This is a genomic window from Achromobacter sp. (assembly GCF_050285565.1).
Lineage (GTDB): Bacteria > Pseudomonadota > Gammaproteobacteria > Burkholderiales > Burkholderiaceae_B > Achromobacter.
In genome coordinates this window covers 289445-310772 of record NZ_JBLZXG010000006.1, presented here as the reverse complement: position 1 = coordinate 310772, position 21328 = coordinate 289445, and the positions used below count along the sequence as shown (strand labels likewise).

The window sequence follows — 21328 nt, the reverse complement described above, 5'->3', positions numbered from 1 at the left end:
CAAAACAAGCTCCCCACACTCATGTCCCGCACGCCTTCCCCCGACCTGCCACGACAGTTCACCCCACGCTGGCACCCCGCCCTGCGGCTACTGGCCCTGGCCGCGCTGCCACTGCTGCTGAGCGCCTGCAACGGCAGCGGCGATGACGACAACGATGGCCCCGCCAGCCGCCCCGTGGCGGCGACCCCGGCGCCGCCGCCGGCGGACACGCGCAACCCCGCGTACCTGGCCGCCAAACCGGGCGACGTGATCAAGGTGCGCATCGAGGAACTGCGGCCGACCCAGGCCGCGATCGGCTACGACCAGATCTACTACAAGCTGGGGCGCTGGCAAGGCGACTTCAATCGCGCCACCTGGGCCGCCGATCCGGTCAAGCAGCTCGACTACCTCAACCGCACGGTCGGCAAGAAGTTCAGCGACTATTGCGAGGACATGGGCGCCACCACCTCCCAGCCCTTTACCTCGATCGCGCAGCTCCAGGCCGCGCGCCTGGACCGGCCGGACACCTACACTTGCACCACCGCCATGGGCGCCGACCCGGCCAACCTGAAGACCGTGGTGGTGGGCTGGGATGGCAATCTGTACCTGACCGATGGCCATCACACGTTTTCGTCGTTGCGCGAGATCGACGATGGCGGCCCCAGGTTGCCGGTGTGGGTCAAGGTCGATGCCAACTACAGCAGCGTGGGTAGCGCCGCGGCGTTCTGGCAGCGCATGGTCGATGAGCGCAAGGCCTGGCTGCGTGATGGCCAGAACCAGCCCATCACGGTGGATCAGTTGCCGACGCGCCTGGGAATCGCCAACGCGCAGGAAGCCGGCGGCATGCAGGAGGACCGCTACCGCTCGCTGGTGTACTTCACCCGCGACATCGCCTACAGCAATGGCAACCTGCCGGAGTTCGCCGAATTCCTGTGGGGCGACTGGCTGCGCCGCCAGGTCGCTGGCGGCCAGTTGCCCGGCCTGGAGCAGTACGCCATGATGGCCCCGTCCACGCCGGCGCAGATCCTGACGGTCAGCACGCTGAGTTCGGCGCTGGCGCCCACCGGCGCCAACGACGGCTATGCCGCCGCGGTGCGCAATGCCGCATTGAAGATGACCGCGCTGGCCGACACCGATATCGTGTTCCAGGATCGCACGGCCGCCAGCCTGGGCCGCATCCCGCTGGTGGCCGGCGCGCCCAGCGGCTCGCCCACCAAGACGGCGCGCGACACGCTGGAAGAACTGCCGCGCAACGACGTCAAGGCCGACGGCAGCCCGCGCGGCGCCGGCAAGTTGTGGTTCGCGGTCAATTACCGCGCTTGCGGCAAGCCTGCCGCCGGCACCTGCTGGGGCTGGTAGCGCGGCGGCGGGATCAGGCCGGATGAGGGAAGGGGCGGCGCGGACTCAGGCGGCGCGACCCGCCTGTTCGGTCTGTTTGACCTGTTCGGCCTTGGCCAGTTGCTGCATCATGAGGGAGACCTTTTCGGCGACCTTGAGTTTGTCCGCCGCCGACATGGCGTCATAGTCTTCCTTGGAAATGCCGAGCGCGGCCAACGCGGCGTAGAACATCTTTTCTTGCAACGACATGGAGGCGTAGCCCATGAATTCCTGCTCGGCCGCCGAGGGCGCGGCCGCGGCGGCGCCCCCCGCGCCACCGGCCAGGGGCGATGCGCCCCGCTCGCGCGCGTCGGCCAAGGCGGCGCGGAACGCTCCCTGGTCGGCACCGGCACTGGCGGGACGGGCGTTGGCCGTGCGGGCGGCGGCGGTGGGATCGATGGCAATCATGGGCGTCTCTGCGTGCGAAGTCTCGATTATCCGCAAGTTACCCCGATGCCGGCGCCGACGAAGCCGTGGAATGGGGCCCGATTGCAGCGTTTATCAGCCGATTGCACCCGGTGCGCATCGGCCCGGCTTCAAGTATCTTGTGTCACCCTCACCTATTCCGGAGCACGCGCCGCCATGAGTCTCGACCCGACCCCCGCCATCCCTCAGCCCCAGCCCGCGCCCACGGCCGACGTGTTCCTGCAGTTCCTGGTGAACCTGGTGAACAACGGCGGCCAGCTCGAGAGCATCGGCGTGACATTGCAGATGGGTGGCATGCTGGTGTCCGGCTCGATTGTGTCGGGCGCCGAGTATTTCGACCGTTTCGCCGCGGCCTTCGCCGATTCGCTGGCCGACATGGATACGCCGGCGCGCCAATCGGTGCGCACCTCGCTGGCGGAGCTGGGCGACGTCTTCCGCCTGCCGCAACCGGCCGAGCCGCTGCCCAATTACATCCACCTGGCCGACGCGCTGTTCTTCACCGCCGACGGCACGCCGATCGCGGGCCAGCCCACGCTATGGCGCGGGCGCAGCAGCGCGGTCGACGGCTTCATCCTGGGCCGCATGCAGGCCGGGTGAAGCGGCGTCTAGCTTGCCGGCGGCGGGTTTTCGGCCCAGCCGGGCCGGGCGATACAGGCATGGAAGCTGCGCCAGGCCGCGCCGTCGGCTCGCAACCAGACCTCCAGGCATTGCGCGCTGAGCGGCGCGGACAACGCCGTGCCGCGAAACAGCAGGCCGTCATGCTGCCGCAGCCAGACGAAATCGTGCATGTCCTCGATGGCGTCGACCACTATCTTCGACTTGGTGCCGGCGGCGCACCCCATCAGGCCGAGGAAGCGGCGCTGCAATGCGCGGTTGTCGCCCAGGCCGCGCGGGATGCGCACCGTCAGCCCTTCGACGCGCAGGACACCGCCCGGCTGGGGCTGGCCGCCCCGGCTGGCCGGCAACAGCCGCGCCCGCAGGCTGGCGCGGAATTCCGAGTAGTTGGCCACTTCATTGGCCAGGGACGACAACCGGGGAAACAGGGGCAGCTCGAAGACCAGGCGTTGGCCGGACAGCCGTGGCGGCATGAGCGCGTCGGGCACACCGAAGCAGAGGCGGTCGCCGCTCAGACCGAGGTCCAGGTCGGCGCACAGCCGTCGCGCCAGGTCGGCGCCGTCGGGCGCGGCCAGGGCATGCTCGAAGGAGAAGTCGATGGGCGTGGGGAACTGCGTGGCGAAGGCGGCGGCGGCTCGCAAGCGGGCACGCTGGGATATCAGGCCCGGGCCGCCGCTGCGCGCCGGCATCAGGCTGCTCGCGACCGCATATTCATGCACCCGGCCCTGCGCTGTGAACACCGGCTGGAACCGCAGGAACAGGGATTCCTCGCGCGGGGGCCACGGGGAAACGGCGTCACGCATGGCGGAGCCGGGCCACGGGCGCCGGCCAGACGCGGCGCGTGGAGGGAGACATCATGGAACCTCGTGTGGGCGCCGGAGCGCCGCAATTCCGGCCACGACACGGCGGGCCGGAAGACTGAAGCGGGTACGATGAGGATGGTGCCAAATGGCGCCGGGCAATTGAACAAGAAAATTCTCAATCGACCTACACCATCGGACGGATCCGAAGCGCATCAGCCGGGGTTGCGCCCCACTTTTTCCGTCCCCATTTTTGAGATTCTTCTTATGGCCGCTGCCGGTCGTGACGCATACGATTTGGTCTTACGCCCGACTTCGCAACATTCTGGTTCAAGTCCGGATCCTGGTGCAGAATAATCCGTATGCCCAACCGGCCCATCTGACTGCGCCTCGCATGCAAAGACTCCGCATCGTCATCGCCGACGACCATCCGCTGGTGCTGATGGCCATGACCGACCTACTGCGCCAAGACCTGAGCTTCGATCTCGTCGCCACGCTGGGCACGCCGACGGCACTGGTCGAACAACTGGCGCGCGACCAGCCCCACGTGGTCATCACCGACTACTCCATGCCCGGCGACGAGATCTACGGCGACGGCATCCGCCTGATCAAGTACCTGATCCGCCACTATCCCGCCACCCGCATCGTGGTGCTGACCATGGTATCCAACCCCATGATCATCTCGGCGCTGTATGACGCCGGCGTCGACGCCGTGGTGTTCAAACACGACAACCTGGGCGAGATCGTCACCGCGCTGCACGCGCTGCAACTGGGCCGCAAGTACTATCCGCCCGGCTTCCAGCGCGACGGCACGCTGGCGGCCCGCAGCAAGTTCATCGGCGAGCGCATCAACAGCCTGTCGCCCAAGGAATTCGAAGTGCTGCGGCATTTCATCCGCGGCGAGTCGATGATGCAGGTGGCCGACAGCCTCAAGCGCAGCGTCAAGACCGTCAGCGGCCAGAAGATCTCGGCCATGCGCAAGCTGAACGTGCAGACCGATCAGGAGCTGGTCACCTTCTGTGTCGAAAGCGGCATGTTCCAATAAGGGTTCGAGCAACCCGATTGAGTAGATGGGCATGACGCAGCAATCCATGGACGTCGTCAGCGGCCTGGCGGTGGACCGCCCGGCCATGCAGGCACTGATCGACCAGGCGCGGGAGCGGCCCCTGGCCTTCGAGGATTGCGATTTCGAGCGGGCGGACTTTTCCCGGCTGGACCTGCGCGGCGCCCGCTTCACCGCCTGCGCCATCGCTGGCGCCTCGTTCCAGGGCGCCACGCTGGCCGACACCGTCTGGCGGCGCTGCCGTGGCGGGCATGCCGTATTCGCCTCGGCTGACGCCAGCGACGCGATTTTCGAGCATTGCGACCTGAACAACGCCAACTGGCGCCGCGCCCGGCTGGCGGCGGCCCGCTACACCGGCTGCAAGCTGACCGGCGCCGACTTCGACGGCATCGCCTGCCTGGGCTGGACGCTGGAGGATTGCCTGCTGGTGGGCGCGCTGCTGCGCGGCATCTCGTTTCGCAAGAGCGAATTGCGGCAGCTGGACTTTTCCGATGCCGACCTGACCGGCAGCGACCTGCGCGACACGGTTTTCCACGGCGGCAGCCTGCGCCACGCCACGCTGAAGAACGTGCGCTTGGACGGCGCCGACCTGCGCGAGGCCGACCTGGGCGGCATCGACCTCTCGGCGGCCGCCCGACTGGCCGGCGCCGTCATCTCCAAGACCCAGGCGGCGACGCTGCTGGCGGAGTTGCGCATCACCGTCATCTGAAGCTGCCTGCCGCCGTGCGCCGGTGGCGACGCGGCGGCAGACCCCCTCACGCGCGGGGTCAACGCGCGCGGCGGCTGAAGCGCTGTTCGACCACCACCGCGCCCCACTGCGTGCCCTCGGCTTGCTGCGTCAGCACGAAGCCGGCCGACGCATAAAGATGGCGCGCGGCGTCCAGGCCCTTGAAGGTCCACAGATACGTTTCGTCAATTTCGAGCGTATCGACAAAGGCCATGGCGCGCGCCAGCAAGGCCCGCCCCACCCCCATGCCGCGCAGCGATTCGTCGACGATGAACCAGCGCAGGTGCGCGCTGCGGGCCGTCAGGTCGCTGTCGATGGCGATCGAGGCCAGCGTGCGGTTGCCGTCGGTGTAGCGCCACAGGTTCTTGCCGGGCGCGGGCAGGCTTTCGGCGAAGGCCGCCAGGCCGGTGGCCACCAGGCGCTCGAACACCACGCCGAAGCCGGCGGCCTGGGCGTAGTAGCGCGCGTGCAAGGCGGCCACGTCGCCGATACAGCCGGGCGCGTAGCCTTCCTGGATCTGCGCCTCGATCACGTCGCTGGCCTGCGCGGCGCGCGTGTTGGGGTTCTCGCGCGATAGGGCGTCGGCATACAAGGACAGGTAACGCACCAGGATTTCCTGGTCGGGCGGCGCCAGTTGGCGCAGTGCCCGCGAGACCTGCTCGGTGGCGAACTGGTCGATACGGTTGCGCAGATCGAGGCCGGCGGGTGTCAGCGACAGGCGCGAGGCGCGCGCGTCGCCGCTGTCGCTCTCGCGCGTCACCAGGCCGGCCGCTTCCAGCTTGGCGACCTGGCGGCTGGTGTTGGACTTGTCCAGCCGCAGCACCAGGGCCAGGTCGCGCGCCTGGATGCCCGGCTGCAGGCCGATCTCGATGATGGCGTGGACCGCCGACGGCGCCAGGTCGCTGCCGGCCAGGGACGGCCGCATGAAACCGAGCTCGCGCACCAGCTTGCGCGAGAATTCCCGCAGGTCGCGGATGGTCTGTTCCCGGGAGCGGGTGGGAAAATCGATAAGATCCATGATGACGCGTCCTGAAGTTGCGGGTCGCAACCAATTTACTTGCGTTTCGCAACCAAAACAAGCTCCCGGCCCATGAACATTCAATTGCTGTCCGACCTGCACCTGGAATCCGATCCCGGCTTCGTCGCCCACCCCATCCCGGGCGCGGATCTGCTGGTGCTGGCCGGCGACATCGGCTCGTACCAGCCGCGCTCCAAACTGACCACGGACGACTTCGGCCTGGGCCGCTATGCGCCACGCAACGGCTGGCCGACGCCGGTGGTCTACGTGCCGGGCAACCACGAATACGACAACCTCGATTTCGACGAGACGCACGAGCGCCTGCAAGCGCTTTGCGAAACGCTGGAGATCCAATGGCTGGAGCGCGAGACGCGGGTGATCGACGGCGTGCGCCTGGTGGGCACCACGCTGTGGACCGATTTCGACGCGCTGGCCGCGCCTGGCGACACCTTGACGCAGGTGCTGGCCAAGCGTGGCAAGGCTTTCCGGGCGGCCGATTTCTACCTGGAGAAAGCGCAGATGCGACGCCATGGGGCGCCCTTCATGGCCGAACAGATGCGCGAACAGGGACTGGCCTGCCAGGCCTGGCTGGAGCAGGCGCTGCGCACGCCGTTCGACGGCCCGACCCTGGCCATCACCCACTTCGCGCCCAGCCTGGCCAGCGCCGATCCGCGCTACGGCGTCACGCCCGGCACCGCGGGCTTCTGCAATGCGCTGGATCACCTGTTGCCGCTGGCCGACGCCTGGATGCACGGCCACCTGCACTGCCCGCTCGATTACGTGAAGGACGGTTGCCGCGTGATGGCCAATCCCCTGGGCTACGCCCGCAAGGGCGAACAAGCGGGCTTCCTGCCCGATGCGTTGTGGCAGGTGCCGGTCGCGTAGACCGGCCCGCCGCCGTCAGTGCCCGGCGCTGTCCAGTCCGGCGCCGTCCAGCTCGGCCAGCACCTGCCGGGCCACGTCGTCGAGCGAGCGCCGCCGATCCATCGCCACGCGCTGCAATTGATCGTGCGCGGCCTGCTCGCTCAGGCCGTGCCGGCTGACCAGCAGCCACTTGGCGCGTTCGACGCGGCGCCGTTCCTCCAGCGCGCCGCGCGCCGTCGCCAAGGCATCGTCGGACTGCCGCAGGCGCTGCGCCTGCTCGCGCATCAGGTCGAGGATGGAACGCTCCATGGCCTCGCCCACGCCGTCCTGCGGCGGCACGTCGAGGATGCGGCCCTGCAATTGAAACAGCATGGCCGGCGTCGCGTCGCTGGCGTGGTCGGCGAAGCGGCTCAGCAACAGGCGGTGGTTATCGAGTTCGGCGCGCGTCTCGACGATGCGACGGTGGCATTGCAGGGTCAGGGCCTCGGCCAGCAGGCTCTCGACCGCGCGCATGGCGTCGATGCGCTCGGTGCACAGGCCGAACCATAGCTCGGCCAGGCCGGCGTCGACGCGTTCGGCCTCGGACGTGCGCAAGGCCATGTCGCGCAACCGCAGCACCGGGCCGGCGCCCTGTTCCAGCCGCTCCCAGGCCGCCAGCGCGTCGGGCGCGGCATATTGCGCGAAGCACTCGAAACAACGCTTCTGCAGGTCGACCAGTTCCAGCACGCGGGCCTTCTGCGCTTCGGTGAAGTAGCCGGCGGTATAGCCCATGACGCCGTAGGCGCGCTCCTGGCCGCACAATTCCTTGCCTTGCATGAAATTGAGCAACGCCACCAGCAGGCGCGTAACGCCGGCATCCAGCGCCGAGTCGGCGGCTTCGAACACCAGCGCGAACAGGCTGGCGATGAGCCGCGTGAAAACGGCGCCGGCCTCCTGCGCCGCCACACGGCGGTCGCGGATGGCGCGGCGCGTGCGCGGCAGTTCGTCCAGCCGGTACAGGGCGTACGCGATGCAGTTGAGCAGGCGCGCCTTGCCCGCGCTGCGGGTGGCGTCCGGTTCCAGGCGATCCAGGAAGCGGCGCACTTCTTCCTCGACCGCGCGGGCGTCGGCGCTGAGCCCGGCCAGGATCTGGCGCGGCGCCTCGTGGCCGCCGCACAGATACAGATTGGACGCGCCGCGCTCCTTCTGCAGCACGTGCACCAGCTTGCTGACCAGCGTGGCCAGTTCGCAGGTGCTGGCCAGGGCTTCGAGCCCGTGCAGCTCGCTGCGGCGGGCGGCCAGGAGGAACCGCAGGGTCGAGGGCATGGCGTGCTGCGACATGGCGGCCGCCTTCAATCCGCCGCGGGTGGCCGCAGTTCCACCGCGTCGCCGTTGAACCGCACGGGCCAGGCCTGCAACGACTGCTCGGGAGACTCGACGCAGGCGCCGTCGCGCAGGCGGAAGTGCTGCTTGTAGAGCGGCGCGGCCACCACCAGTTCGCCGGCCAGATGGCCGACGATGCCGCGGCCGATGACGTTGGCGCCCGATTTCGGATCGCGGTTGTCGAGCGCGTAGAGCGTCTGGCCGTTGGCGGCCGGCAGATAGAACAGGGCCACCTGGCGGCCGTCCACCAGCGCCACCACGCCGGAACCGGCGACCAGGTCGCGGCGGGTGCAGACCGGTTGCCAGGGCGCGGCGGCGGGCGCGGTGTCGGGACGCAAGGCGGTGGCGGCATTCGAGCGCATCAGGCAAGCTCCTCGGCGATGGGAATCACGCGCGCGGCCGGCGCGGGGCGCGGCTGGCCCCGCTCCTGCACGAAGCGGATGTCAGGATCCGCCGCGGCGCTGTTGACGAAAGTGCGGAAGCGCTTGAGCTTTTCCGGGTCGGACAAGGCGTTGGCCCACTCGCATTCATAGCGATCCACCACCAGCTGCATCTGCGCCTGCAGCTCGGCGGCCAGCCCCAGACTGTCGTCGATGACCACGGCCTTCAGGTAGCCCAGGCCGCCTTCGAGCGACTCGCGCCAGACGGAGGTGCGTTGCAGCTTGTCGGCGGTGCGGATGTAGAACATCAGCAGGCGGTCGATATAGCGGATCAGGGCGGCGTCATCCAGGTCCTGGGCGAACAGTTCGGCGTGGCGCGGCCGCATGCCGCCGTTGCCGCACACGTACAGGTTCCAGCCGTTCTCGGTGGCGATGACGCCGATGTCCTTGCTCTGCGCCTCGGCGCATTCGCGGGTGCAGCCCGAAACCGCGAACTTGAGCTTGTGCGGCGCGCGCAGGCCCTTGTAGCGGTCTTCGAGGCGCAGCGCCATGGCGACGCTGTCCTGCACGCCGTAGCGGCACCAGGTGCTGCCGACGCAGGACTTCACGGTGCGGGTGGACTTGCCGTAGGCGTGGCCGGTCTCGAAGCCGGCGGCGATCAGTTCGGCCCAGATGTCGGGCAGCTCGTGCAATTGCGCGCCGAACAGGTCGATGCGCTGGCCGCCGGTGATCTTGGTGTAGAGCTTGTACTTCTTGGCCACGGCCCCGATCGCGATCAGGCCGTCGGGCGTGACCTCGCCGCCCGGGATGCGCGGCACCACCGAATAGGTGCCGTTCTTCTGCATATTGGCCATGAAGGTGTCGTTGGTGTCCTGCAGCGGCACCAGATGCGGGTCCTGGATCGGCCGGTTCCAGCATGACGCCAGGATCGACGCCACCACCGGCTTGCACAGGTCGCAGCCGACCTGGCCGCGGCCGTGGCGCGCCAGCAGTTCCTCGAACGACTCGATGCCCTGCACCCGCACGATGGCGTAGAGCTCCTGGCGGGTATACGCGAAATGCTCGCACAGGCTCTTGTCCACCGCGACGCCGCGGCTGGCCAGTTCGTGTTCCACCACCTGCTTGAGCAACGCCGCGCAGCCGCCGCAGCCGGTGGCCGCCTTGGTGCGGGCCTTGACGCCGCCGACGTCGGTGCAGCCGCTGTCGAGCGCGCCGCAGATGGCGGCCTTGCTGACGTTGTGGCACGAACAGATGGTGGCGGTGGCCGGCAGCGCGGCGGCGCCCGGCGCGGGCGCGGCCTGGCCGGCGGGCAGGATCAGGGTGGCCGGGTCGGCCGGCGGCGCGATGCCGTTCTGCGCGTATTGCAGCAGTGTGTCGTAGTAGCTGTTGTCGCCCACCAGCACCGCGCCCAGCACGCGCTTGCCGTCGGCCGACACCACCAGGCGGCGGTACGAGGCGCCGGCCTCGTCGATGTAGCGGTAGCTGCGCGCGCCCGGCGTGGCGCCATGCGCATCGCCGATCGAGCCGACGTCCACGCCCAGCAGCTTGAGTCTGGTCGACATGTCGGCGCCGGCGAACGGCGCGACCGCCTCGCCACAGAGGTCGGCGGCGGCCACCCGCGCCATCTGGTAGCCCGGCGCCACCAGGCCGAAGATGGCGCCGTCGAACGCGGCGCATTCGCCGATCGCGTAGATCGACGCATCGCTGCTGCGGCAATGGCCGTCGACCGCGACGCCGCCGCGCTCGGCCACCGTCAGGCCGGCCTGGCGCGCCAGGCCATCGCGCGGGCGGATGCCGGCCGAAAACACGATCAGGTCGGTCTCCAGCGGCGCGCCCTCGGCGAAGCGCATGCGGTAGCGGTACTGCGTGCCGTCCTTGATCTCCTGCGTGGCGCGCGCCAGGTGCACCCCCACGCCCAACGCTTCGATGCGCGCCTTGAGCGCGGCGCCGCCGGCCTCGTCCAGTTGCACCGGCATCAGGCGCGGCGCGAATTCCACCACGTGCGCTTGCAGCCCCAGCGACTTGAGCGCATTGGCGGCTTCCAGGCCCAGCAGCCCGCCGCCCACCACCACGCCACGGCGCGCGCCGTCGGCCGCCGCGCGGATCTGGTCGAGGTCATCCAACGTGCGGTACACAAGGCGCGAAGCGCCTTCGGCCCCGGCGATGGGCGGCACGAAGGGATAGGAGCCGGTGGCCAGCACCAGCTTGTCGTAGCCATGACTGCCGTCCGCCGTCACCACCTGCCGCAGTTGGCGGTCGATGCGCAGCACCGGCGTGCCCAGCCGCAGCGTCAGGCCCGGCCGCTGATAGAAGGCGGCCTCGCTCATGGCCATCGATTCGGCATCGCGCCCGCCGATGTATTCGGACAGGTGCACGCGATCGTAGGCGCGCCGGCTTTCCTCGCCGAACACCAGGATGCGGTAGCGCGCCAGCGCGCCGCGCTCGATCAGTTGCTCGACGCAGTGATGGCCGACCATGCCGTTGCCGATGACGATCAGGGTCTGCGTGGGAGTCGTGGAGGTCGCTGTGCTCATGAGGTTATCCGGGCGGGCGGTTCGGTTTCCAAAAGACAAACGGCGCCCGGGACGGTTGGGTCCGGGCGCCGTTGCCTGCAATGCTTGCGTTGTCTGGCCGGACACGGGCCCGGTAGGGCAACCGAAGCAATAAGCGTGCCATCGGCCGCTGTCCCGGCGCGAACGCGCCGGCGGGGTGGCCGCCGCCGGCCACCGCGCACCCAAACGGTTCCGCCACGCACCACGGCGGTGCGGGCGCGCACCACCGCGCGCGCCCGCCGCCCGCCGCGCCCGTGGCGCCGCGGCCGGCATGGGACTGGCATGGAACTTGCGTCGACAAGGCCATCGACCCGGCAATGCCGGAACACAGGGCAATGGCGCCCTGCCCGCCCGGCCCGCTGGCCGCGCAGGCAGGGCGCCTTCTTTTTTGGAGCCGAGCATGAGCGGCAACCCGCGCACCGTGGACACCGTCTGCCCCTACTGCGGCGTGGGCTGCGGCATGACCCTGCACGTGGAGCGCGAGCAGGTGGTGAAGATCACCGGCAACCGCGAACATCCCAGCAACTTCGGACGCCTGTGCACCAAGGGCGCCTCGGCCCACGTCGCCCTGCGCCAGTCGGGCCGGCTGGAACACGCCTACGTGCGCGCCGGGCGCGGCCAGGATCCCGCGCCCCGGCCGATGGCGGACACACTGCGCGACACCGCCCGCCGGCTGCGCGCCATCATCGACGCGCACGGCCCCGATGCGGTCGCGCTGTACGTGTCGGGCCAGATGTCGATCGAGGCCCAGTACCTGGCCAACAAGCTGGCCAAGGGGTTCATCGGCACCAACAATATCGAATCGAATTCGCGCCTGTGCATGGCCAGCGCCGGCACGGGCTACAAGCTGTCGCTGGGCGCCGACGGCCCGCCCGGCTCGTACCAGGACATCGACCGCGCCGACTTGTTCCTGGTGATCGGCGCCAACATGGCCGATTGCCACCCCATCCTGTACCTGCGCATGATGGAGCGGGTCAAGGCCGGCGCGCGCCTGATCGTGGTCGATCCACGCCGCACCACCACCGCCGAGAAAGCGCACCTGCACCTGGCGATCCGCCCGGGCACCGACCTGGCGCTGCTCAACGGCCTGCTGCACCTGCTGCACCAGGCCGGCCAGACCGACGCGGCCTTCATCGCCGCGCACACCGACGGCTGGGAAGCGATGCCAGACTTCCTGCGCGACTATGCCCCCGAGCGGGTCGAGGCGCTGACCGGCATTGCCGCGGCGCAGTTGCGCCAGGCCGCCGACTGGATCGGCGCCGCGCCCGAATGGATGAGCTGCTGGACCATGGGGCTGAATCAGAGCACCCACGGCACCTGGAACACCAACGCGCTGTGCAACCTGCACCTGGCCACCGGCCGCATCTGCCGTCCGGGCAGCGGGCCGTTCTCGTTGACCGGCCAGCCCAACGCCATGGGCGGACGCGAGATGGGCTACATGGGCGCCGGCCTGCCGGGCCAGCGCAGCGTGCTGTCGGCCACGGACCGGGCCTTTGTCGAACAACGCTGGGGCGTGCCGCCGGGCACGCTGCACACGCGGCTGGGGCAAGGCACCATCGACCTGTTCCAGCGCATGGCCGCCGGCCAGATCAAGGCCTGCTGGATCATCTGCACCAACCCCGTGGCCAGCGTGGCCAACCGCGCCAATGTGGTGGCCGGGCTGCGAGCGGCGGAACTGGTTATCGCACAGGACGCCTTTCTGGACACCGAGACCAACCGCTACGCCGACATCCTGCTGCCGGGCGCGCTATGGGCCGAGGCCGAGGGTGTGATGGTCAATTCCGAACGCACGCTGACACTGATGCCGCAAGCCGTGCCGCCCCCCGGCGACGCGCTGCCCGACTGGCGCATCATCGCCACCGTGGCCCGCGAGATGGGCTATGGCCACGCGTTCCAGTACGCCAGCGCGGCGCACGTGTTCGATGAAATCACCGGCTTCGCCAACCCCGCCACCGGCTACGACCTGCGCGGCGCCAGCCACGCGCGGCTGCGCGAGACGCCGCTGCAATGGCCCTGTGCGCACGCCGACGGCCCCGAGCGCAATCCGATCCGATATCTCAACGACGGGCCCGGCCCACCGCCGCGCCTGACGCAGGACGGCCCCCATCCGCGCCTGGTGTTCGCCACCGCCAACGGCCGCGCGCGATTCCACGCGCGGCCCCACATTGCACCGGCCGAGCTGCCCGACGCCGACTACCCCATGGTGCTCAACACGGGCCGCTTGCAGCACCAATGGCATACCCTCACCAAGACCGGCAAGGTGCCGATGCTGAACAAGCTCAATCCCGCGCCGTTCGTGGAGATCCATCCCGAGGACGCGGCCGCGCTCGGCATCGCCGTCGGCGATAGCGTCGAGATCCGCTCGCGCCGCGGCCGCGCGGTATTGCCAGCCGTCGTCACCGACCGGGTGCGGCCCGGCAACGGCTTTGCCCCCATGCACTGGAACGACGTCTACGGCGCGGACCTGTGCATCAACGCCGTTACCAGCGACGCCATCGATCCGTTGTCGCAGCAGCCGGAACTGAAGTTCTGCGCGGTGGCGCTGTGCCGCGTGGCGACGCCCGCCGGCGTGGCCACGGACAGCGGCGGCCGGCCCGCGCTGGAAGCGCGCCAGCGCCATTACCTGGCGGGCTCTCCGGGCGGCTTGCGGCAGGCCGGCGCCGGGCAACCCGCCGTCCGTATCGTCGGCCCGCGACCGCGCGTTACGCTGCTGTGGGCCTCGCAGACCGGCAACGCCGAATCGCTGGTGGAACGCAGCGCCACCGCGCTGGCGGCGGCCGGTTTCGAGTTGCGCACCGCCTGCATGGCGGACTACCCGCTCGACGGCCTGGCGCGCACCCAATACCTGCTGCTGATCAGCAGCACTTTCGGCGACGGCGACGCGCCCGACAACGGCCAGGACCTGTGGCGCGCCCTCGCGGCCGCCGATGCGCCGCGCCTGGCGTCGCTGCGCTACGCGGTGCTGGCCCTGGGCGACAGCAACTATGACGCCTTCTGCGGCCATGGCCGCCGGCTCGACCAACGGCTGGCGCAGTTGGGCGCGCGCGCCTTACTGGCGCGGGCCGATTGCGACACCGACTACGAGGCGCCGGCCGATGCCTGGCTGGAACGCGCCATCGCCGCCATCCACGCGGCCGAGGCTGAAGCGCATGGCCATCCGGCCGGCGGCCTGATGCCGGACGGCATCGCCACGGCGCTGGCGACCGAGCCCCTGCCCGACCCGCCCCCGCGTGTCGCGCCGCCCGGCGCGCGTCCCGCCCCGCCTTCCAGGACGCGCCCGGCGCGCGCGCGCCTGACCGGCAACCGGCGGCTGAACGCCAGCGGCGACAAGGACACACGCGCCTTGGCGCTGGACATTGCCGGTTCCGAACTGGCCTACGAGGCCGGCGACGCGCTAGGTGTATGGCCGGAGAACTGTCCCGAGCTGGTGGCGGAACTGCTGGCGCACACCGGCCTGCCCGGCGACACCGTGGTCACGGTGCCGGGCGTGGGCGAGCTGGCGCTGGCCCGGGCGTTGGCCACCCATTACGAAATCGCGCGTCCGGCGCCGGCCACCCTGGCGCTGATCGCCGAGCGCACGCGCGATACCGGCCTGCGGCAACTGTTGGCCGAGGATCGCCGCGCCGAGCTGCGCCAGTGGCTGTGGGGCAAGCAATTGGCCGACGTGCTGCACGCGTTTCCGGTGGCGCTGCCGGCGCAGGCGTGGCTGGACGCGCTCAAGCGCTTGCAGCCGCGCCTGTACTCCATCGCCTCCAGCCCCAAGGCCCACCCCGGCGAAGTCCACCTGACCGTCTCGGCGGTGCGCTACGACAATGGCCGGCGCCAGCGCAAAGGGGTCTCGTCGACCTTCCTGGCCGACCGTGCCGATACGGTCGACGTGCCGGTCTTCGTGCAGCAAGCCAGCCACTTCCGTCCGCCGCGCCAGGGGGACACGCCGATGATCATGGTCGGCCCCGGCACCGGCGTAGCCCCGTTCCGCGCCTTTCTGCAGGAGCGGCGGGCGCGCGGCGACCGCGGCCGCAACTGGCTGTTCTTCGGCGAACGGCACGCGGCCAGCGATTTCTACTATCGCGACGAACTGCAAGCGCTGCGCGAGGACGGCCTGCTGACGCGGCTGGACCTGGCATTCTCGCGCGATCAGGCCGCCAAGGTGTATGTGCAGGATCGCATGCGCGAACACGGCGCGCAGCTATGGGCGTGGTTGCAGGAAGGCGCGCATTTCTATGTCTGCGGCGACGCCGCCCGCATGGCCAAGGACGTGGACGCGATGCTGCGGCAGGTGGCGCGGGAACACGGCGGCCTGGATGCGCAGGCCGCGGCCGCGTATGTGGCGCGCCTGACCGCGGAAAAGCGCTATGTGCGCGATGTGTATTGAGGTCAGGCGCCGGCACGGCCGGCGCCGCCCGCCGGATCAGGGCGCCGGATTGGGATGGCGCACGTGGATCCGGTCGATGGCTTGCAACACGTCGGCCGGCAGCTCGACGTCGACGCTGTCGATGTTCTCCTTCAACTGCTGCAGGCTGGTCGCGCCGATCAGGTTGCTGGTGACGAACGGGCGCTGGTTGACCCAGGCCAGCGCCAGGTGCGTGGGCGAGATACCGTGCTGGCGCGCCAGTTCGACGTAGGCGCCGGTCGCGGCCTCGGCCTGCGGATTGCTGTAGCGGGTGAAGCGCGTGTACAGCGTCAGGCGCGCATTGGCCGGGCGGGCGCCATCGAGGTACTTGCCGCAAAGCATGCCCATCGCCAGCGGCGAATAGGCCAGCAGGCCCACGCCTTCATGGTGGGTGAATTCCGACAGGCCGATCTCGTAGACGCGGTTGAGCAGGCTGTAGGCGTTCTGGATCGAGACGATACGCGGCAGGCCGAGGTTGTCGGCAGCCTTCAGGAACTGCGACACGCCCCACGGCGTTTCATTCGACACGCCGACGTGGCGCACCTTGCCGGCGCGCACGAAATCCTGCAACACCGACAGGGTTTCCTCGATCGGCACGGTGTGCTCGTCCTTGACCCACGGGTACGACAACTGGCCGAAGGTGGCCGTGGTGCGGTCGGGCCAGTGCAATTGGTACAGGTCGAGGTAATCGGTCTGCAGGCGTTTGAGGCTGGCGTCCAGCGCCGCGGTCAGGTTCTTGCGGTCCAGGAAGGTCTTGCCGTCGCGGATGTGGCCGGGGCGCTTGGGGTCGCGCACCGGGCCGGCGACCTTGCTGGCCAGCACGATGTCCTGGCGGCGCTTGCTGCGCGCCAGCCAGGTGCCGATGTAGGTTTCGGTCAGGCCCTGGGTTTCGGCCTTGGGCGGCACCGGGTACATTTCGGCCACGTCGACCAGGTTGACGCCGCGCTCCAGCGCGTAGTCCAGCTGCTGGTGGGCCTCGGCTTCGGTGTTCTGCTCGCCCCAGGTCATGGTGCCCAGGCCGATCAGGCTGACGTCCAGGTCGGTACGGCCGAGTTTGCGGTATTTCAAGTTCTGCTCCGTGCGGAATCTCTGAAAGGAGGGATTACCTTACCGCAACTCGGTTGGCGGCTTGCTGACCAGGCCGCGCGATTGGCCCACGCCGTGGACATCCCGGCCCGCGCCCGCGACGCGGCGGCCGCTCCGGCATAATGGCTGCCTGAACCGCAATCTCACGCATGCCCCCATGAAAAGCAGCTCCCCAGGCGGACTGGTCTACTCCACCGATGGCGGCCGGATGTGCCCGCAATGCCGGCGCCCGCTGGCCGATTGCCAATGCCAGGCGCCGTCCCCGCCGGCGCCCGCCCCCGGCGGCGTGCGCGTCTCGCGCGAAACCAAGGGCCGCGGCGGCAAGGCCGTGACCGTGGTCAAGGGCCTGCCGCTGGACGCCGCCGCGCTGGCGGCGCTGGGCAAACAGTTGCGCACCGCCTGCGGTTCGGGCGGCACCGTCAAGGACGGCGTGATCGAGGTGCAGGGCGACCACTGCGACCGCCTCCTCGCGACGCTGGAAAAACTCGGCCATCGCGCCAAGCGCGCCGGGGGTTGACCGCCATGATCCTGGATCCCGCCATCGTCGACAGTTGGCACGCCCACGTCTACTTCGACGCCGACCGCCGCGACGCGGCCTGGGCGCTGCGCGAACAGGCCATCGCCGCGTTCGGCGACAGCATCCAGATGGGACGCTTCCACGAGCGGACGGTCGGCCCGCATCCGCAATGGAGCTACCAGCTCGCGTTCGCGCCGGCCGCGCTGCCGCGCGTGCTCACCTGGCTGGCGCTCAACCATGGCGCCCTGGATGTGCTCCTGCATCCCAACACCGGCGACTCGCTGCGAGACCACCGCGACTGCGCGCTGTGGATCGGCCACAGCCACACGCTGAACCTGGCCGCGCTGGGCGGCTGATCCGCCCGCGCCCCCTGACGCGTGGCGCTTGCCCTTAAGCGAAACGCGCCATCAGAAAATCGATGAACGCCCGCGTGCGCGCCGACAGGTCGCGCTTGCTGGGGTAGTACACGAACAGGTCGGCCGAGGGCAGGATGCACTCGGGCAACACCACCCGCAAGCGCCCGCTTTCCAGGTACTTGGCCAGATCCCATTCCGAGCGGATCAGGATGCCGTGACCGTCCAGCGCCCAGTTCAGCACAATGTCGCCATCGTTGCTGGACAGCGCGCCGTGCACCTTCACCGTCTCGGCGTGGCCGTCGCGCGTGAAGCGCCAGACGCCATAGGCGTCTTCGTTCTGCCGGTGGATGATGCACTGGTGGTGGATCAGGTCGCGCAGGCTGGCCGGCGTGCCGTGCCGCGCCAGATAGCGCGGTGCCGCGCAAAGAAAGCGCCGGTTCGACATGACCCGGCGCGCGACCAGCCGCTGGTCGGGCAAGGCGCCGAAGCGGATGCCGAGATCCACGCCGCTTTCCACCAGGTCGATGGGCCGGTCGGTCAGATCCAACTGCACCTCGACCTGCGGATGATGCGAGGCGAATTCCGACACGATGGGCGCGATCGCCGTGCGGCCGAACCCTAGCGTGGCGTTGATGCGCAACAGGCCCTTGGGCACCGAGCCGCTGGACGACACCACTTCTTCCATCTCGCGCACCTCGGCCAGGATGCGGGTGGCGTAGTGCAGATAGGTTTCGCCTTCGGGCGTCAGGCTGATGCTGCGGGTGCTGCGGTTCACCAGCCGCACCCCCAGCCGCGCTTCCAACTGCGCCAGGCGCTTGGTGGCGGCCGGTGGCGTTAGGTCGAGCTGGCGCGCCACCGCCGACAGGTTGCGATGGCGCGCCAGCAACACGAAGAATTCCAGGGAAGATGCCAGGTCGTTGTTCACGCGGGAAACGCCTTGTGGAAAGGATCGGCGGCGCCACGGCGCGCCGCCCGGTCTTTAACTTTAAGTTAATAAAGTAGTGCCTGATGGCGAATCATAATGCGCCTCGGCGCCAATAATCTACGGTTTTCCCATCCGCCGCCCCGCCAAGGAGACACCATGAAAATCGTCGAAATCCGCGAGAAGACCGTCCCCATCAGTTCCCCCATCCGCAACGCCTACATCGACTTCAGCAAGATGACACTGAGCCTGGTGGCGGTGGTGACCGACGTGGTGCGCGATGGCCGGCGCGTGATCGGCTACGGCTTCAATTCCAACGGCCGCTATGGTCAGGGCACGCTGATGCGCGAGCGCTTCATCCCGCGCGTGCTGGAGGCCGATCCCGCCAGCCTGCTCGATGACAGCGGCGACAACCTCGACCCGCACCGCATCTGGAACGCGATGTTCGTCAACGAAAAACCCGGCGGCCATGGCGAGCGCTCGGTGGCCATCGGCACCATCGACATGGCGGTGTGGGACGCGGTGGCCAAGATCGCCGGCAAGCCGCTGTTCCAGTTACTGGCCGAGCGTTATGGCGACGGCCGGCCCGAGCGTCGCGTGTTCGTCTACGCGGCAGGCGGCTACTACTATCCGGGCCAGGACCTGGGCAAACTCAAGGACGAAATGCGCGGCTACGTCGACCGCGGCTATACGGTGGTGAAAAAGAAGATCGGCGGCGCCTCGCTGGACGAGGACCTGCGCCGCATCGACGCCATCCTGGAGGTGCTGGGCGACGGCAAGAAGCTGGCGGTCGACGCCAACGGCCGCTTCGACCTGGACACCGCGATCCGCTACGCCAAGGCACTGTCGCAGTACGACCTGTTCTGGTACGAGGAAGCCGGCGATCCGCTCGACTTCGAACTGCAGGCCACGCTGCGCAACTACTACGACAAGCCGATGGCGACCGGCGAGAACCTGTTCTCGATGCAGGACGCGCGCAACCTGATCCGCTACGGCGGCATGCGGCCAGACCGCGACTGGCTGCAATTCGACTGCGCCCTGAGCTACGGCCTGGTGGAATACCTGCGCACGCTGGACATGCTGCGCCAGCACGGCTGGTCGGCCAGCCGCTGCATTCCGCACGGTGGCCACCAGATGTCGCTGAACATCGCCGCCGGGTTGGGACTGGGCGGCAACGAATCCTACCCCGACCTGTTCCAACCCTATGGCGGCTTTCCCGACGGCGCGCGGGTCGACAATGGCTATGTGACCCTGCCCGAGCTGCCCGGCATCGGCTTCGAAGGCAAGGCGGACCTGATCGCCGAGATGCGCAAGCTGGCCGAGTAAGGCGGCCGCCCGCGGCATCGGCAGCGGCTGAGCCGCGTCACGGTTCGACCGGGGCCTGTTCCAGCGCGGGCGCCTTGCGCGCCTTGCGCAGGAACGACACGAACTGCCACACCACGGCCGCGCCGATCAGCGCCAGCAGCGTGCCGCTGATCGGCCGCGACAGGAAGATGCCGAACTCGCCACGGCTGAGCAGCATGGCGCGGCGGAAATTCTCTTCCAGCATCGGGCCGAGGATGAAGCCCAGCATCAGCGGCGCGGCCTCCATGCCCAGGCGCAGGAACAGGTAGCCGATCAGGCCGAAGATCGCCGTGATGTAGATGTCGTCCAGGTTGTTGTTGATGCTGAACGTGCCGATGCAGCAGAAGAACAGGATCGCCGGGAACAGCACCGTGTACGGGATCTTGAACACCGACAGCCAGTAGCGCACCAGCGGCACGTTCAGGATCAGCAGGAAGCAGTTGCCCACCCACATGCTGGCCACCAGGCCCCAGAACAGGTCGGGGTGGGTGCCGATCATGTTGGGACCGGGCTGGATGCCCTTGACGATGAACGCCGCCAGCATCAGCGCCATCACGGCGTTCTCGGGGATGCCGATGGCCATCAGCGGGATGAAGCTGGTGCGCGCGGCCGCTTCGTCGGCGGCCGCCTGGCCCGCCACGCCTTCGATCGCGCCGCTGCCGATTTCATGGCGGTACTTGCTGAAACGCTTGTCGGCCGCGTAGGCGGCGAACTGCGCGATGGTCGGGCCGCCGCCGGGCAGAATGCCCAGCACCGAACCGACCACGCTGCCGCGCAGCGCGCTGGGGAGGATGCGCTTGAACTCGGGCCAGGTCGGGATCAGCTTGATCTTGCCGTTGAACGGCGTGAGCGTGTTGCGGTTGTCCAGGTTCTTGACGATCTCGGCGATGCCAAAGCAACCCAGCGCGATGCTGATCAGGCCGACGCCGTCCTGCAGGAACGCCAGGTCCATGGTGTAGCGCGCCACGCCGCTGTTGACGTCGGTGCCGATCACGCCCAGCAGAATGCCGATCATGGCCATGGCCAGGCCATTGAGCAGGCTGCCGCTGCTGACGAAGCTGACGCAGAAAAAGCCCAGCAGCATCAGCGCGCAGTAGTCGGCCGGCCCGAACAGCAGGCCGACTTCGCCCAGCGCCGGCGCCATGGTCGACAGCACCACGATCGCCACGGTGCCGCCGATGAAGCTGGAAACGCCCGCGGTGAACAAGGCCAGGCCGGTCTTGCCCTTCAGGTTCATCTGGTAGCCGTCGATGCAGGCGACGATGCTGCTCGCGTGCGGAATCTTCATGGTGATGGCGCTGACGCTATCGCCATACTGCGCGCCGTAATAGATGCCGGCCAGCATGATCAGCGCGCCGCCGGTGGGAATGGAATAGGTCAGCGGCAGCAGCAGGCTGATGGTCGACAGCGGGCCCAGGCCCGGCAGCAGGCCGACCAGCGTGCCGACCACGCAGCCGACCGCGCAGTACATCAGGTTCTGCAGGGTCAGCGCGTGCTCGAAACCGAACGCGAGGTTGTTGAACATCTCCATCATGGTGTCTCTCTCC

Annotated in this window: 18 protein-coding genes; 9 read left to right on the top strand and 9 right to left on the bottom strand. The window is 69.1% G+C overall.

Features of this window, described 5'->3' with window-relative positions:
* Positions 1-21 precede the first annotated feature (21 nt).
* On the top strand, positions 22-1338 hold the full coding sequence (locus tag ACN6O8_RS14865) for a ParB/Srx family N-terminal domain-containing protein (protein WP_427991792.1): 1317 nt from the start codon (positions 22-24) through the stop codon (positions 1336-1338).
* A gap of 45 nt (positions 1339-1383) precedes the next feature.
* Here the strand turns inward: ACN6O8_RS14865 and ACN6O8_RS14860 are convergent, their stop codons facing one another.
* The gene (locus tag ACN6O8_RS14860) at positions 1384-1764 is read right to left on the bottom strand and encodes a hypothetical protein (RefSeq protein ID WP_427991791.1); all 381 of its coding nucleotides are present in this window, start codon (positions 1762-1764) and stop codon (positions 1384-1386) included.
* A gap of 174 nt (positions 1765-1938) precedes the next feature.
* Here ACN6O8_RS14860 and ACN6O8_RS14855 point away from each other — a divergent pair, with 174 nt between their 5' ends.
* Entirely contained in the window at positions 1939-2379 is a 441-nt protein-coding gene (locus ACN6O8_RS14855; RefSeq protein WP_427991790.1) for a gas vesicle protein, read from the top strand.
* Between the two features lie 8 nt (positions 2380-2387).
* Here the strand turns inward: ACN6O8_RS14855 and ACN6O8_RS14850 are convergent, their stop codons facing one another.
* Complete coding sequence (locus tag ACN6O8_RS14850) at positions 2388-3200, bottom strand: hypothetical protein (RefSeq protein WP_427991789.1); 813 nt, start codon at positions 3198-3200, stop codon at positions 2388-2390.
* A 391-nt stretch (positions 3201-3591) separates the two neighbouring features.
* Here ACN6O8_RS14850 and ACN6O8_RS14845 point away from each other — a divergent pair, with 391 nt between their 5' ends.
* Positions 3592-4242: a response regulator gene (locus ACN6O8_RS14845; protein ID WP_427991788.1), complete on the top strand. Its 651-nt coding sequence runs from the start codon at positions 3592-3594 to the stop codon at positions 4240-4242.
* 25 nt (positions 4243-4267) lie between these two features.
* Positions 4268-4969: a pentapeptide repeat-containing protein gene (locus tag ACN6O8_RS14840; RefSeq protein ID WP_427991787.1), complete on the top strand. Its 702-nt coding sequence runs from the start codon at positions 4268-4270 to the stop codon at positions 4967-4969.
* 58 nt (positions 4970-5027) lie between these two features.
* On the opposite strand, the gene ACN6O8_RS14835 is transcribed toward ACN6O8_RS14840, so the two are convergent.
* Entirely contained in the window at positions 5028-6005 is a 978-nt protein-coding gene (locus tag ACN6O8_RS14835) for a bifunctional helix-turn-helix transcriptional regulator/GNAT family N-acetyltransferase (RefSeq protein ID WP_427991786.1), read from the bottom strand.
* Positions 6006-6077: 72 nt separating this feature from the next.
* On the opposite strand from ACN6O8_RS14835, the gene ACN6O8_RS14830 reads away from it, so the two are divergent.
* Positions 6078-6890 (top strand): metallophosphoesterase, encoded by an 813-nt coding sequence (locus tag ACN6O8_RS14830; protein ID WP_427991785.1) that lies wholly within the window; start codon positions 6078-6080, stop codon positions 6888-6890.
* Positions 6891-6905: 15 nt separating this feature from the next.
* Here ACN6O8_RS14830 and ACN6O8_RS14825 read toward each other — a convergent pair whose 3' ends face one another.
* The 3 genes from ACN6O8_RS14825 to nirB are packed head-to-tail and all read right to left on the bottom strand — an operon-like array spanning position 6906 to position 11145.
* The gene (locus ACN6O8_RS14825) at positions 6906-8189 is read right to left on the bottom strand and encodes a nitrate- and nitrite sensing domain-containing protein (RefSeq protein ID WP_427991784.1); all 1284 of its coding nucleotides are present in this window, start codon (positions 8187-8189) and stop codon (positions 6906-6908) included.
* A gap of 11 nt (positions 8190-8200) precedes the next feature.
* Entirely contained in the window at positions 8201-8593 is a 393-nt protein-coding gene (nirD, locus tag ACN6O8_RS14820; RefSeq protein WP_427991783.1) for a nitrite reductase small subunit NirD, read from the bottom strand.
* Entirely contained in the window at positions 8593-11145 is a 2553-nt protein-coding gene (gene nirB / locus ACN6O8_RS14815) for a nitrite reductase large subunit NirB (protein WP_427991782.1), read from the bottom strand. Before nirB ends, nirD begins: the two co-directional genes overlap by 1 nt.
* Before the next feature lie 418 nt (positions 11146-11563).
* Here nirB and ACN6O8_RS14810 point away from each other — a divergent pair, with 418 nt between their 5' ends.
* The gene (locus ACN6O8_RS14810; protein WP_427991781.1) at positions 11564-15538 is read left to right on the top strand and encodes a molybdopterin-dependent oxidoreductase; all 3975 of its coding nucleotides are present in this window, start codon (positions 11564-11566) and stop codon (positions 15536-15538) included.
* A 36-nt stretch (positions 15539-15574) separates the two neighbouring features.
* Here ACN6O8_RS14810 and ACN6O8_RS14805 read toward each other — a convergent pair whose 3' ends face one another.
* The gene (locus tag ACN6O8_RS14805; protein ID WP_427991780.1) at positions 15575-16624 is read right to left on the bottom strand and encodes an NADP(H)-dependent aldo-keto reductase; all 1050 of its coding nucleotides are present in this window, start codon (positions 16622-16624) and stop codon (positions 15575-15577) included.
* Positions 16625-16799: 175 nt separating this feature from the next.
* On the opposite strand from ACN6O8_RS14805, the gene ACN6O8_RS14800 reads away from it, so the two are divergent.
* Together ACN6O8_RS14800 and ACN6O8_RS14795 are read left to right on the top strand one after the other, a co-directional pair.
* On the top strand, positions 16800-17159 hold the full coding sequence (locus tag ACN6O8_RS14800; protein ID WP_427991779.1) for a translation initiation factor Sui1: 360 nt from the start codon (positions 16800-16802) through the stop codon (positions 17157-17159).
* A 5-nt stretch (positions 17160-17164) separates the two neighbouring features.
* Positions 17165-17515: a DOPA 4,5-dioxygenase family protein gene (locus ACN6O8_RS14795; RefSeq protein WP_427991778.1), complete on the top strand. Its 351-nt coding sequence runs from the start codon at positions 17165-17167 to the stop codon at positions 17513-17515.
* A gap of 34 nt (positions 17516-17549) precedes the next feature.
* Here the strand turns inward: ACN6O8_RS14795 and ACN6O8_RS14790 are convergent, their stop codons facing one another.
* Positions 17550-18440, bottom strand: a complete 891-nt coding sequence (locus ACN6O8_RS14790; RefSeq protein ID WP_427991777.1) for a LysR family transcriptional regulator — start codon at positions 18438-18440, stop codon at positions 17550-17552.
* A 156-nt stretch (positions 18441-18596) separates the two neighbouring features.
* On the opposite strand from ACN6O8_RS14790, the gene ACN6O8_RS14785 reads away from it, so the two are divergent.
* Positions 18597-19763: a mandelate racemase/muconate lactonizing enzyme family protein gene (locus tag ACN6O8_RS14785; RefSeq protein WP_427991776.1), complete on the top strand. Its 1167-nt coding sequence runs from the start codon at positions 18597-18599 to the stop codon at positions 19761-19763.
* 37 nt (positions 19764-19800) lie between these two features.
* Here the strand turns inward: ACN6O8_RS14785 and ACN6O8_RS14780 are convergent, their stop codons facing one another.
* Positions 19801-21312, bottom strand: a complete 1512-nt coding sequence (locus ACN6O8_RS14780; protein WP_427991937.1) for a tripartite tricarboxylate transporter permease — start codon at positions 21310-21312, stop codon at positions 19801-19803.
* Positions 21313-21328: the final 16 nt, after the last annotated feature.

Bases quoted from the DNA above. Each gene is read 5' to 3' on its own strand.
- ACN6O8_RS14810 (WP_427991781.1), top strand. From the start codon at position 11,564: ATGAGCGGCAACCCGCGCACCGTGGACACCGTCTGCCCCTACTGCGGC.
- ACN6O8_RS14850 (WP_427991789.1), bottom strand. From the start codon at position 3,200: ATGCGTGACGCCGTTTCCCCGTGGCCCCCGCGCGAGGAATCCCTGTTC.
- ACN6O8_RS14840 (WP_427991787.1), top strand. From the start codon at position 4,268: ATGGGCATGACGCAGCAATCCATGGACGTCGTCAGCGGCCTGGCGGTG.
- ACN6O8_RS14780 (WP_427991937.1), bottom strand. From the start codon at position 21,312: ATGGAGATGTTCAACAACCTCGCGTTCGGTTTCGAGCACGCGCTGACC.
- ACN6O8_RS14855 (WP_427991790.1), top strand. From the start codon at position 1,939: ATGAGTCTCGACCCGACCCCCGCCATCCCTCAGCCCCAGCCCGCGCCC.
- ACN6O8_RS14845 (WP_427991788.1), top strand. From the start codon at position 3,592: ATGCAAAGACTCCGCATCGTCATCGCCGACGACCATCCGCTGGTGCTG.
- ACN6O8_RS14830 (WP_427991785.1), top strand. From the start codon at position 6,078: ATGAACATTCAATTGCTGTCCGACCTGCACCTGGAATCCGATCCCGGC.
- nirB (WP_427991782.1), bottom strand. From the start codon at position 11,145: ATGAGCACAGCGACCTCCACGACTCCCACGCAGACCCTGATCGTCATC.
- ACN6O8_RS14800 (WP_427991779.1), top strand. From the start codon at position 16,800: ATGAAAAGCAGCTCCCCAGGCGGACTGGTCTACTCCACCGATGGCGGC.
- ACN6O8_RS14860 (WP_427991791.1), bottom strand. From the start codon at position 1,764: ATGATTGCCATCGATCCCACCGCCGCCGCCCGCACGGCCAACGCCCGT.
- ACN6O8_RS14825 (WP_427991784.1), bottom strand. From the start codon at position 8,189: ATGTCGCAGCACGCCATGCCCTCGACCCTGCGGTTCCTCCTGGCCGCC.
- nirD (WP_427991783.1), bottom strand. From the start codon at position 8,593: ATGCGCTCGAATGCCGCCACCGCCTTGCGTCCCGACACCGCGCCCGCC.
- ACN6O8_RS14865 (WP_427991792.1), top strand. From the start codon at position 22: ATGTCCCGCACGCCTTCCCCCGACCTGCCACGACAGTTCACCCCACGC.
- ACN6O8_RS14795 (WP_427991778.1), top strand. From the start codon at position 17,165: ATGATCCTGGATCCCGCCATCGTCGACAGTTGGCACGCCCACGTCTAC.
- ACN6O8_RS14835 (WP_427991786.1), bottom strand. From the start codon at position 6,005: ATGGATCTTATCGATTTTCCCACCCGCTCCCGGGAACAGACCATCCGC.
- ACN6O8_RS14785 (WP_427991776.1), top strand. From the start codon at position 18,597: ATGAAAATCGTCGAAATCCGCGAGAAGACCGTCCCCATCAGTTCCCCC.